At 62.5% G+C, this 11,940-nt stretch carries 11 protein-coding genes and 1 tRNA gene; 4 read left to right on the top strand and 8 right to left on the bottom strand.

Annotated features, from left to right (window positions below; genetic code table 11):
• Nucleotides 1-37 precede the first annotated feature (37 nt).
• Complete coding sequence (locus tag AC1DX2_RS01470) at nucleotides 38-220, bottom strand: hypothetical protein (protein ID WP_477194504.1); 183 nt, start codon at nucleotides 218-220, stop codon at nucleotides 38-40.
• 234 nt (nucleotides 221-454) lie between these two features.
• On the bottom strand, nucleotides 455-607 hold the full coding sequence (locus tag AC1DX2_RS01465) for a DUF3096 domain-containing protein (RefSeq protein ID WP_477194503.1): 153 nt from the start codon (nucleotides 605-607) through the stop codon (nucleotides 455-457).
• Between the two features lie 246 nt (nucleotides 608-853).
• On the opposite strand from AC1DX2_RS01465, the gene AC1DX2_RS01460 reads away from it, so the two are divergent.
• Nucleotides 854-2,791 (top strand): acyltransferase family protein, encoded by a 1,938-nt coding sequence (locus AC1DX2_RS01460; protein WP_477194502.1) that lies wholly within the window; start codon nucleotides 854-856, stop codon nucleotides 2,789-2,791.
• Nucleotides 2,792-2,948: 157 nt separating this feature from the next.
• Nucleotides 2,949-4,313 (top strand): acyltransferase family protein, encoded by a 1,365-nt coding sequence (locus tag AC1DX2_RS01455; protein WP_477194501.1) that lies wholly within the window; start codon nucleotides 2,949-2,951, stop codon nucleotides 4,311-4,313.
• 72 nt (nucleotides 4,314-4,385) lie between these two features.
• Here the strand turns inward: AC1DX2_RS01455 and AC1DX2_RS01450 are convergent.
• The 6 genes from AC1DX2_RS01450 to AC1DX2_RS01425 all read right to left on the bottom strand — a co-directional run bounded on the left by AC1DX2_RS01450 (nucleotide 4,386) and on the right by AC1DX2_RS01425 (nucleotide 8,770).
• Nucleotides 4,386-4,461, bottom strand: a tRNA-Lys gene (locus AC1DX2_RS01450).
• A gap of 78 nt (nucleotides 4,462-4,539) precedes the next feature.
• Nucleotides 4,540-5,307 (bottom strand): tRNA threonylcarbamoyladenosine dehydratase, encoded by a 768-nt coding sequence (locus AC1DX2_RS01445; RefSeq protein WP_477194500.1) that lies wholly within the window; start codon nucleotides 5,305-5,307, stop codon nucleotides 4,540-4,542.
• Between the two features lie 15 nt (nucleotides 5,308-5,322).
• Nucleotides 5,323-6,120, bottom strand: coding sequence for a tol-pal system protein YbgF (gene ybgF / locus AC1DX2_RS01440; protein ID WP_477194499.1), 798 nt, complete (start codon nucleotides 6,118-6,120; stop codon nucleotides 5,323-5,325).
• A gap of 22 nt (nucleotides 6,121-6,142) precedes the next feature.
• Nucleotides 6,143-6,664 carry a peptidoglycan-associated lipoprotein Pal gene (pal, locus tag AC1DX2_RS01435; protein ID WP_477194498.1) on the bottom strand — a complete coding sequence of 174 codons (522 nt, stop codon included), beginning with the start codon at nucleotides 6,662-6,664 and terminating at the stop codon, nucleotides 6,143-6,145.
• Nucleotides 6,665-6,699: 35 nt separating this feature from the next.
• A complete protein-coding gene (gene tolB, locus AC1DX2_RS01430; RefSeq protein WP_477194497.1) occupies nucleotides 6,700-7,983 on the bottom strand; it encodes a Tol-Pal system beta propeller repeat protein TolB in 1,284 nt (427 codons plus the stop codon).
• Between the two features lie 7 nt (nucleotides 7,984-7,990).
• Complete coding sequence (locus AC1DX2_RS01425; RefSeq protein ID WP_477194496.1) at nucleotides 7,991-8,770, bottom strand: glycosyltransferase family 2 protein; 780 nt, start codon at nucleotides 8,768-8,770, stop codon at nucleotides 7,991-7,993.
• A gap of 85 nt (nucleotides 8,771-8,855) precedes the next feature.
• On the opposite strand from AC1DX2_RS01425, the gene AC1DX2_RS01420 reads away from it, so the two are divergent.
• The gene (locus AC1DX2_RS01420) at nucleotides 8,856-10,118 is read left to right on the top strand and encodes an O-antigen ligase family protein (protein WP_477194495.1); all 1,263 of its coding nucleotides are present in this window, start codon (nucleotides 8,856-8,858) and stop codon (nucleotides 10,116-10,118) included.
• A complete protein-coding gene (gene msbA / locus AC1DX2_RS01415) occupies nucleotides 10,115-11,923 on the top strand; it encodes a lipid A export permease/ATP-binding protein MsbA (protein ID WP_477194494.1) in 1,809 nt (602 codons plus the stop codon). Before AC1DX2_RS01420 ends, msbA begins: the two co-directional genes overlap by 4 nt.
• Nucleotides 11,924-11,940 lie beyond the last annotated feature (17 nt).

Genomic DNA, 11,940 nt, shown 5'->3' with positions numbered 1-11,940 from the left:
CAGCCCTGAAGCTGAGCGTCAAGGCGTTGCCTGAGAATCAGCGGTTGCTACTGCGCTTGAGCAACAGGGTGGTTGGCTCCACGCCCAGGCGGTAATCATCCACCAGTTCTTTAGTGCGCGCCAGGCGCACCAGCAGCCGGCCGCCGCGCACCACCACATGCTCCACCGTGTCGGCGGTGCCGTTGCGGTACACCACCGCACCCGGCTTGAACAATGCCATCTGCATTGTTTCCAAATCTTGTTCGTTTTCCTTGCTCACCTGCCACAACCTCTGACCATGCCTGGCGCTGACCGCGCCCGAAATCTTGCTGAACAACGCCACTGAACCACGAGCTTAAGGCCATCCCCATCTCCGGTTGTGACATCATTGTGAAGGGCGGCCACAATCCGCGCCGCCCCATTGGAAAAAGCCCCAGGCTTCAGCGCCTGGGCTTGCGAAATTCAGCGCGATGCGTTACAGCCGCAAATTGCCGGTGCCGACCAGGCCCAGTATGCCGACGACGATCAGGTAGATCGCGACGATGAAGTTCAGCAGCCGGGGAACGACGAGTATCAGAATGCCGGCCAGCAGCGACAGCAGGGGGGTGAGGGAGAGGTGAAAGTTCATTGAAGGCTCCTGAGGCGCACGGGGCGCGGTGGTGCCTGATGGTCAGGCCAGCGCTTGGTGGCCGTCTGTTCGATGGCGTACCTAGCATACCCGCCCTGCCCGCCCCTTCGTTACGCCGGAAATCAAGGTTAGACTCCGTGCAAATTTCGAAAAGAGCCACGCAGTCCAAAGACGGATGCGGCGGAACAGGGAGGAATCCAAGTGCTATCAGGCATAGCCACGTTCGGCAGCCCCGCGCACGCTCGAGTGGATACCGGCGAACCCAGCCAGTATCGATTGGAGATTGAAGGTCTGCGCGCAATTGCAGTTCTGTCTGTCATCACGTTTCACGTTGGACTGGCGTTGCCGGGCGGCTACGTCGGTGTCGATGTATTTTTTGTCATCTCCGGCTTCCTCATCACGAGGAACATCCTGAAGGATCAAGAGTCGGGGGTTTTCTCCTTCAAGCGGTTCTACACACGGCGGTTCTACCGACTATTTCCAGCGCTCTGCGCTGTTCTGTTGTTGACTTTGGCCGCAGGGAGTGCACTGCTCGCGCCGGATGACATGGCGCGGCTGGGCCGCACAGCATTGCTCTCGGTCTTGTCGTTGTCGAATTTGCAGTTCTGGCGCGAAACCGGCTATTTCGACCAGGCAGCCACGCTGAATCCATTGCTGCACAGTTGGTCGCTGTCCGTCGAAGAGCAGTTTTATCTGGTATGGCCGGTCATGCTCGTCGTCGCCTCAAAGGTGAATCGACAGCGTGGCGCCATGGCCTTGGTCATCGCCATCGGAGTTGTTTCTTCCATTTCAGCAGAGCTGCTTCGCCCCTTCTCTCCCGACGCTGTTTTCTACCTCATGCCCTTTCGCATGTATGAACTCTGCGCTGGTGCTGTTCTGGCGCTTATCCGAAGGCGGAGCTTGAACCCATGGCAGGCTGAAATTGGCACGGCCTTGGGGGTTTTGGCGATCACGTATTCGGCGGTTTATTTTGACGCTTCAACATTGCGTAGCCCATTTCTGCTGTTTTTGCCATGTATCGGTACGGCCCTCGTGATTCTTTCCGGCAACGCCAAATACACCGGGAAACTGCTGTCCAACCGGGCGGTCAATGCAGTGGGAACCATCTCATACTCACTGTATCTGGTGCACTGGCCAATCATCGTTTTCCACAGGTACTTTGTCGGCACCGCCATCCCGGATCGTGACCAATGGTTGCTGCTGCTGCTGTGCTTTGTCGTTGCAGCTCTTCTGTACTGGGCGGTGGAGTTGCCGTTTCGCAGTGGCAGGATAGACAACATGTCGTCAAGAACGCGCAGGGCCTTCCTCGCACTGATGGTCGTTTCGCTGTCGGGCTTGGCGGCCGGGGCCCATGCGTGGTACACCGATGGCTGGACGTTCCGAGTCTCCTCCGACCTACCCAGCATCCCCAGTGCGAATGCAATGTGGGCTGAGCGCAACCCCGCTGCACGCGTCGGGAGTTGCTTCATTTTTTCACAAACACGCAATGATATTGATGAGGATGTCTGCCTCAAACCCGATCCTGGAAAACCAAACTACTTGATCGTGGGCGACAGCTTTGCGGCAGACGCTTATGTCTATCTGTCCAGAGCTTTTCCGAATGTGAATTTTCTGCAGGCCACAGCCGGCAGTTGCTATCCGGTGATTGAGCGAAACACAGAGCCCGTTTGTGACGCCATGCTCAAGATGGTGTTTGAGCAGTTCATTCCATCCACCAAGCTTAACGGCGTCGTGCTTTCGGCCGCTTGGGGATACGATCCCACTCCGTTGGAACATACGATTGCGGCCCTTCGAGGTCAGGTGCCGCGAATTGTGCTGATAGGCCCTGGTGTGACCTTCAGAGGCAGCGCGTCACGACTCATATTTCAGTCGAAGTACCTGACTAAGGTCGCGGTCGAGAAAGACGCCGAGTCGCACATTGCCAATGCCCGCGTGAACGAACTGATGCGTCAGAGATTGCCCTCCACCGTTGATGGGTACGTCGACGTTCAAGCCCTCATGTGCGAGGGCCACTGCCGACTTTTCACACCAGACAACAAGGCGATTTATGTCGACTATGGCCACCTGAGCCTGCCAGGTTCACAGTACCTCGCATCGAAAATCGCGGAACGGTACGGCAACATTTTTCCTGTTTCCCCGGCAAATGTTCCGGCAACCGGCGTTGAACTTGGTATGCGGCGTTGAAAGCAGCTGGAATCAGAGATTTGGGGGGTCACGACTTTCTTCACACCTGGGCAGCGCGAACAGTGCCAGGCTGAATCAGCCTAAATTCTCTCCTTTTGACCTCTTCGGACTCACCAGCTGATAGCACGAATACCGTGGTTATACCGTGACGAGCCAAATGAAAATTTCTGACTTTGCAAGTGACCGCGAAAACAATTTCAACTTCATTCGTATCCTCGCCGCATTTGCCGTTCTGTTTTCCCATAGCTTCGACTTAGCTGGAGGGCGCAGGGATCCACTCGAGGGTGTCATTGGACTGAGCATTGGCAGCATTGCTGTTGATGTGTTCTTCCTTATCAGCGGGTTCCTTGTCACGTCCAGTTTGCTCACCAAACAAAGTCTGGTGGAGTATGCGTGGGCAAGGGCTTTGAGGATCTATCCGGCATTGATCACCGCGGTCGTTCTCACTGTTTTCGGATTGGGCCTGCTGTTCACGTCACTGCCGTCCGTGACCTATCTGAACAGCGCAAAAACCATGAATTATTTGTGGCGCTGCGCTTCTGTGCTCGAGGGTGCCGATTTCAATTTGCCTGGGGTTTTTTTGTCAAATCCAGGATCCCACTCGGTCAACGGATCGCTCTGGACGTTGCCGATCGAGCTTCAAATGTACGGGTTGCTGATTGTTTACTGGGCGTTGTCGCGCGTCATCGAGGCGACCGCGGCAAGGGAGAAAGTTGCACCGGCAATACTTTGCATCCTTGCATGTGTCTGGAGGACTGCTTACTGGCAGGGGCTTGGGATGGTTCTTTTTGCCATATTGGCTGCCTGCTTTTCAGCAGCATCGACAAATAGCATCAAGAGCGTTGCCTTGAAAGACATCATGCGTGCAATACCGATCGTCGTATTCCTCACATTTTCCGCCTATGGAGAATTTGGGATGAACGGATCGATCTGTACCTTGATTGCGGCATGCCTGGTTGCGGGAACGACCAGATCGATGAACCTGTCCTCCATCGAGATGTCCATCCTGATTGCTGCACTCGGCTCACACATTTTCGGTATGGCACACCCGGATCCAAACGGTTTTCTGAACTTTTTTTGTATGTTCACAACCGGGGCGGCATTCTGGATTCTTCGTCAATTGATCCCCTTGTTGCGGACCTGTTTTTGGGCAGCTGTCGCTGCGATTGGATTGTCGTCACTGATAAGCAGTCAGGTTTTCCATGCGACCTACGCCTTGTCGATAGCGTATGTGGTCTTTTACTTGGCCTATGTACCTAACGGGTTTGTCCGCAAATTCAACAATTTTGGAGATTACTCGTACGGTGTCTATATCTACGCATTCCCGATACAGCAATCGATCCTAGCTTTGAAAATTGGAGTCAGCGTTTTGCCCCTGGCAATTTTGTCCGCTATTTGCGCACTCCTCATGGCCGCCCTGTCTTGGCATACCATTGAAAAACCCGCCCTGCGCAGCAAGGCGAAATGGGTTGAACGCACTCGCAAAGCATTGACTGGCAAATGCTTTGAGTTAGTCAGGTAGTGAAAATAGAGCGACAGAGCATCGCCCGTTTGCCAAAAAAGCCTGGCTTTGCAGCTAAGCCTTTGGTTTTCTTGGTAGGACGTACTGGATTCGAACCAGTGACCAACGGATTAAAAGTCCGCTGCTCTACCAACTGAGCTAACGTCCCCTACCTGCAAAGCCTTCTGCCAAACAGCCAACGCCGCCCAGCAAAGCCTTAGATTATAACGTGGTTTAACCGCTGGACCTAGCCCGCCAGCTGGTCCAGCACCCACCCGGCGGCGCACTGGCCGAAGGTGGCGGTGACGCTGACCACCGAGCCGTAGCCGTGGCAGTTCAGCGAGCCGTCGCCGTCCACCGCGCAGCTGGGATCAGGCCCGCGCACCGCTTCGCGGCTGAAGACACAGGTCACCCCCATCTTCTTGCCGTCGCGCGGCGCATTGTGTTCCTTGCGCAGGCGGTAGCGCAGTTGCGCCAGCAGTGGGTCGTGGGTGGTTTTGGAAAGGTCGTCGATGTCCACCAGGTGCGCCTGGCGCTTGCCGCCGGCCGCGCCCACGGTGATGAACAGGGTTGGCTTGTGCTGGCGCGCCCAGGCCGCCATGGCGGTCTTCACACGCGCGTCGTCGCAGGCGTCCACCACCGCGTCCACCCCTTCGGGCAGGATGGCTGGCCAGTTGTCCACGGTGGCAAAGTCGTCCACGCAGGTCACCTGGGCCGCCGGGTTGATCTGCGCGATGCGCTCGGCCATGGCCAACACCTTGGCTTGCCCCACGGTGCTTTCCAGCGCGTGCACCTGGCGGTTGATGTTGGATTCGGCCACGTGGTCCAGGTCCACCAGCGTGATGCGCCCCACCCCGCTGCGCGCCAGGCACTCTGCTGCCCAGGAGCCGACACCACCCACGCCCACCACCGCCACATGGGCGGCACGCACACGCGCTGCACCGGCCACGCCATACAGCCGCTCCAGGCCGGCAAAGCGGCGCTCCACCAGGGTGTCGCTTTCCAGCGTGTCCATGTCGGGCCTTATGCCTTACTTCAGGCGCGCAAGCCTTTCCTTGGCGGCGGCGCCGGCCTCGGATTCGGGGTATTTCTTCACCAGATCGTTCAAGGTGTTGCGGGCCGCCTTGGCGTCTTTCAGCTCAATCTGGCAGCTGGCAATCTGCAGCATGGCCTCGGGCACCTTGGCGTGCGTGGGGGCCACCGAAATCAGCGAGCGGAAATTGGTGATGGCTTCCTTGTAGTCACGCGTGGCGTACTGGGCGTTGCCCAGCCAGAACAGTGCCGACGGCGTGAAGCCGCTTTGCGGGTAACGTTTGACGAAATCGACAAAGGCACCCTGCGCCGGCCCAAACTCGCCACGCCGGAAAATGGCCAAGGCGGCCTCGTAGTCGCGCTTTTCGGCCGGGTCAGCCATGAAGTCGCGGCCATCCAGGCTGACCTTTTCCGGCTCCACCTTGCGCAGCCGCTCGTCCACGCCCTGGGCCAGGTCCTTCTGGCGGCGCTGCATCTCAGCCACGTCGCGCGCCAGTTGCTCGTTCGTGCCGCGCAGGCGGGCCACATCGGTGCGCAGCGCCTCGATCTGGTTTTGCAGGTCCAGCATGCTGCGGCGCAGCTGCTCCAGCTCCTCGCCGTGCTTGCGCGCCTCTTCGGCGGCGGCCTTCTGGGTTTCCTGGCGCAGCGTTTCCACGCGCTGGCGCAGGTCCAGGATGGCCTTGCGGGCCTCGTCGTCGTCAAACAGGCCGGCGCTGGCGGTGCCCAGCCACAGCGACAGGCTCAGGCCGGCGGCCAGGCCCAGGCACAAGCGGCGCACGGTGGTTTGGGTGGTCATGGCAGAGGTCATCAGCAGGCCATCAACGGTAGGTGACTTCAACACGCCTGTTCTTGGCGAAGGCGGCCTCGCCGTGGCCGGTGTCGGCCGGCTTTTCCTTGCCGAAGCTGACCGCCTCCATCTGCGCATCGTTCACGCCCAGCAGCACCAGCGCCTTGCGCACCGCCTCGGCGCGGCGCTGGCCCAGGGCCAGGTTGTATTCGCGGCCACCCTGCTCGTCGGTATGGCCTTCCAGCTGCACCTTGCTGGCCTTGTTGGCCTTCAGGTAGCGGGCCTGGCCCTCAATCACCGGCTGGGCGTCGGGCCTGACCACGTAGCTGTCAAAGTCGAAATACACAATGCGCGCGCCCTTGGGGCCAATGGCCGCGTCGTTGGGGTTGCCCACCGTGACCCCGGTCACCGTGTTGGCGCCAGCCTGGTTGCCGGTGTTGGGCTGCACCGCCGTGCCCTTCTTGTCTTCCACCGGCGGTGGGTTGTCCAGCTTGGTGGAACTGCAGGCCGACAGCAGCACCGCCAGACCGAGCGCGAGCATCCATGGTTTCATCACATCACTCCTTGAACAGAAAAATCTTGTACCGATCACTTGTCGAACACGCGGAACGGGCCCCAGTGCGGCTCACGCAGGTCGCCGTTCTGGCCACTCAGGCGCACCTTCAGCTTGCCGTCCAGCGTGGTGGTCATCAGCGCCTCGCGGCCCTGCACATGGGTGGCGTAGACGATCAACCGGCCGTTGGGGGAGAAGCTGGGGCTCTCGTCGGCAGTGGTGTCGGTCAGGCTGGTCACGGTGCCACTGGCCAGTTCCATCACCTGCAGCTTGAAGGCGCCGCGTATGCGCGACACATAGGCCAGCCAACGGCCGTCCGGGCTGATGGCGGGATCCACGTTGTAGTCGCCGCCGAAGGTCACGCGCTCGGCGTTGCCGCCGCCGGCCGGCATGCGGTAGATCTGCGGGCCGCCGCTGCGGTCGCTGACGAAATAGAGGCTCTTGCCATCGGGCGAGAAGCGCGGCTCGGTGTCAATGCTGGCCGATTGCGACAGCCGGCGCGGCTCGCCCCCCCCGCTGGCGTCCAACGTGTACAGCTGCGAGCCGCCGTCGCGGCTCAGTGTCATGGCCAGCGTGCGGCCGTCAGGCGACCATGACGGCGCGCTGTTGGAGCCGCGGAAATTGGCCACCAGCCGGCGCTTGCCGGCAAACACGTCATGCACATACACCACCGGCTTGCGCGACTCAAAGGACACGTAAGCCACCTGGGTGCCGTTGGGCGCCCAGGCCGGCGAGATGATGGGCTCGGCGCTGCTCAGTGCCGACTGCGCGTTTTCGCCGTCGGCGTCGGCAATCCACAGGTTGTAGCGGTTGCCGGCCTTGGTGACGTAGGTGATGCGGGTGGCAAACACGCCCTTGTCGCCGGTCAGCTTTTCGTAAATGTAGTCGGCGATTCGGTGCGCCGACAGCCGCAGGTCGCCCTGCGTGACGGGGTAGTTGTGGCCGCCCAGGTCTTGCATGCGCACCACGTCCCACAGGCGAAAACGGACGTCGAAGCTGCCGTCGGCCAGGCGGGTGACGCTGCCCACCACCAGCGAATCCGCGCCCTTTTGCCGCCAGGGCGACACATCGGGCCGGCTGGTTTCGTCCAACGCCGCGCCGCTGGTGTCAATGTTGCGGAACTGGCCGCTGCGCTCCAGGTCGGCCTGGATGATGGCGGCGATCTTCTGCGGCACGCCCTCTTCGCCCTTGAAAGCGGCGACGGCGATCGGCATTTGGGTGGTGCCCACGCCGGTCACTTCGACGCGGAACTGGGCTTGTGCGGGCAGCAGGGCCAGGCCCAATGCGGCGGCGGCCAGCCAGCGGCCGGCGCGGTTCATCAAACAATTACTCAGGCTGATCATGGTGTCGGTTCAAGCAATACAAAGCGAAATATTTACCAAACGCGGCTTGCGCCTGCATGGTGCACACGGCAAAGCCCATGGCGCCGTCCAGAAAACCCAGGCGGAAAATGTAACTGCGTACAAAGGCCACCACGGCCGCCGCAGCGGCGCGCGACATCGAGGTGGTCTGGCCCCGGGCATGGCGTTGCTGCGCCCAGGCCTGACTATACTGCTCCAGCTTGCGCCAGTAGTGCGTCGGCGTGGGGTAACTGTAGTGTAAAAGTGCAACCGAAAGTTGCCCCTGGCTGATGCCGGCGCGCGTCACCACGCGCTCGTGCACCAGGTCGTCGCTGAAGCGGGCGGCCTCGCGGCGAAACAGGCGCAGCACGCGGTCGGGCGTCCAACCGCAATGGTGTATCCACTGGCCGCAAAACTGCGTCAGGCGCGGCATGTCGTAGGCGGCATGCGCGCCGCTGGCCATGGCCTGGCGGATCTGCTCGGCCAGCTCGGCCGGCACGCGCTCGTCGGCGTCCAGCGACAGCACCCAGTCGCCGCCGGCCTCATCCAGCGCACGGTTTTTCTGCGGCCCGAAACCGGGCCAATCGGTGGTTTCCACCACCCGGGCGCCCAGGCTGGCGGCAATGGTCCGGGTGTCGTCGGTGCTGCCGCTGTCCACCACCACCAGCTCGTCGGCAAAAGCCACCGAGCGCAGACATTCGGCGATGTTGGCCGCCTCGTTGCGGGTGATGACGACGACGCTGAGCCGGGCGGTGGGTAGGGGCATGGGGGCTCCAAGCATATCCCATCCCGCAACGGCGACAGAGCGTACACACACAGGCTGGATAATGGCGCGCCACTGCCCTGTATTCATGCCCACATTTGCCCCCCGTTTGCGGCTTGCCAGCATCGCCCTGCTGGCCGCCGCGGTTGCCCTGCCGATTGCCCTGATCACCCTGGCCAAGCTGCTGCTGTTCGCCGTTGCCCTGGTGGTGGCGGCCTGGCCCGGCCGGCGCCCCGCCGATGCGGTGCCAGAGGCCAGCCATACGGCGCGCGCCGCCTTTGGGGCGCTGGCGCTGTTCGCGCTCAGCCTTTTCTGGACCACGGCTTCCATCCCCGAGGCCATGCTGGCGCTGGAAAAACACGGCAAACTGATCTTGATCCCCCTGTTGCTGTGGCTGGTCAGGAGCGCGCGCGAGGCCCGCGTCGCCCTGGTGGCCTGGATGCTGGGACAAGCCTTTCTGCTGACAAGTTCCTGGCTGCTGGCCGCCCATGTGCCGCTACCCTGGGCGGTGGCGCGCAGTCCACTGAATGCCGACGTGGTGTTTTCCACCCGGCTGGACCAACCCATCATGACCGCCGTGTTCGCCGCCCTGTGCTGGCATTTCCGTACCCTGTGGGGTAGCCGCCCGGCCTTTTGGCTGTCGCTGGCCGGCTGCCTGCTGGCGGTGGTCAATGTGCTGGTCCTGATGGACGGCGGCACCGGCTACCTGGTGATGGGCCTGCTGATCGGCCTGGCCTTGCTGTGGGAGGCGCCCGGTCGCTGGCGCCTGCCGGCGCTGGTGCTGGCTGGCGTGGCGTTTTGCGGCGTGCTGGCGGCTTCGGACGGCGCACGGGAACGCTTCGCTGCCGCCGCGCAGGAACTGCACGCGTATTCGCCCCAGCACAAGATGGTGGAGCGCTCGTCCTCAGGCGAGCGGCTGAACTTCTGGCGCCGCTCGGTTCAAGCCATCGCCGAGCGCCCTTTGGCCGGCTTTGGCGTTGGCAGCTGGAACCGCCAATACCTGCGGCTGGACGCGGGTTTTGGCCTGGAAGACCAGCGCAGCGTGCGCAACCCGCACCAGGAGTTGCTGCTGTGGGGGGTGGAGCTGGGCGTGCTGGGCATGGCCGCCTTCGCGGCCCTGATGCTGGGCCTGTGGCGCGATGGGCGACGCATGGCGCCCGCCCACCAGCGTGCGCTGCTGTCGGTGGCGGTGGCGCTGCTGGCCGCCTGCATGCTGAACTCCACGCTGTTTGACGCGCTGATTGGCGACTTTTTCTGCGTCACCCTGGGGGTTTTGCTGGTTTTGGGCTTGCGCGGAGGCACGGCGGAATCCGGCTACAGTGGGGGCGTGAACTCTCCCCAGCCCTCATGAGCGCCGTGCCGCCCGAAGCCAAGCCAGTCCAGCCGCCCAACGCCAGCCTGCTGAGCCGCCTGTTGCGCGCCTGGCCGTATTTCCGCCAGTCGCGCCGCTTCCTGGTGTTCGGCATCACCGCCACGGTGATTGCCGCCGCCACCGAGCCCATGATCCCGGGCCTGCTCAAGCCGCTGCTGGATCACGGCTTCCAGAAGGGCGACATCGACCTGTGGCTGATCCCGGCCAGCCTGTTGCTGCTGTTTGGTGTGCGCGGCTTCGCCGGCTTCGTGGCCCAACTGGCGCTGGCCAAGATCACCAACAACGGTCTGATGAACCTGCGCCAGGCGCTGTTTCGCAAGATGCTGTCGGCCCACCTGCCGCTGTACACCAGCACCAATGCCAGCTCGTTGGCCAACACCGTGGTGTACGAGATCCAGAACGGTGCCACGCTGCTGATGAATTCACTGATGACGCTGGCGCGCGACAGCCTGACACTGGCCGCGCTGGTGGGCTACCTGCTGTTCCTGAACTGGAAGCTGACGCTGATCGTGGCCTGCCTGTTCCCGGCCGTGGCCTTTGTCATGCAGGTGCTGTCGCGCCGGCTGTACCGCATCACCAAGCAAAGCCAGGACGCCACCGACGAGTTGGCCTACGTGGTGGAAGAAAACGTGCTGGCGCACCGCGACATCCGCCTGCATGCCGCCCAGGCAGCGCAGATCGGCCGCTTCGGCCGCCTGAGCGAGTCGCTGCGCCGGCTGTCGGTCAAGTCCACCACCGCGTCGGCGGCCATGACGCCGATGACACAGATGCTGGCGGCGGTGGCCCTGTCGGCGGTGATCTCGGTGGCACTGGTGCAGAGCGAGACCGGCTCCAACTCGGTGGGTGCTTTTGTGTCCTTCGTCACCGCCATGCTGATGCTGGTGGCACCGATCAAGCACCTGTCCGAGGTGGCCAGCCCCATCACGCGCGGCCTGGCGGCGCTGGAGCGCGGCTTTGACCTGATCGACCACACCCCGGAGGAAACCGGCGGCACGGTGGCGCTGGATCGGGCGCAGGGCCGCATTGTGTTCAGCCACGCCGGCCTGGCCTACAAGCAGGATGCCGAGCCGGCGCTGCACGACATCACCCTGAGCATAGAGCCCGGCGAAACCGTGGCCCTGGTGGGCGCCTCGGGGGCCGGCAAGACCACGCTGGTGAACCTGCTGCCGCGCTTCATCGAGCTGTCCAGCGGCTCTGTGACGCTGGATGGGCACGAGTTGCGCGACTGGCAGGTGGACGCGCTGCGCAAACAGTTTGCGCTGGTCAGCCAGCATGTGGTGATGCTCAACGCCAGCCTGGCCGACAACGTGGCGCTGGGCCAGCCGCTGGACCGCGAGCGGGTGGCGCATTGCCTGAAACTGGCCCACCTGGAGCGCATGGTGGCCGACCTGCCTCAGGGCATGGACAGCCTGCTGGGGCACAACGCGATGGAATTGTCAGGCGGCCAGCGCCAGCGTCTGGCCATCGCCCGCGCCATGTACAAGGACGCGCCGGTGCTGATTTTGGACGAGGCCACCTCGGCACTGGACTCGGAATCCGAGCGCGCGGTGCAGGACGCGCTGCACACGCTGATGCAAAACCGCACCACGCTGGTGATCGCCCACCGCCTGTCCACCGTGCAGCACGCCAACCGCATCGTGGTGATGGAGGCCGGCCGCATCGTGGAGATCGGCACCCACGAAGCCCTGTTGGCGCAGGACGGGCACTATGCGCGGCTGTACCGGCTGGGGTTGCACAGCTCACCCCCAGCATCCCAATCGGCGCCGCAGGCCATGCTGGCTTAGCCTGCCCGCCTGTCGCT

The organism is Hylemonella sp. P2_B10 (genome assembly GCF_056404875.1).
This window is presented reverse-complemented; position numbering and strand designations above follow the sequence as displayed.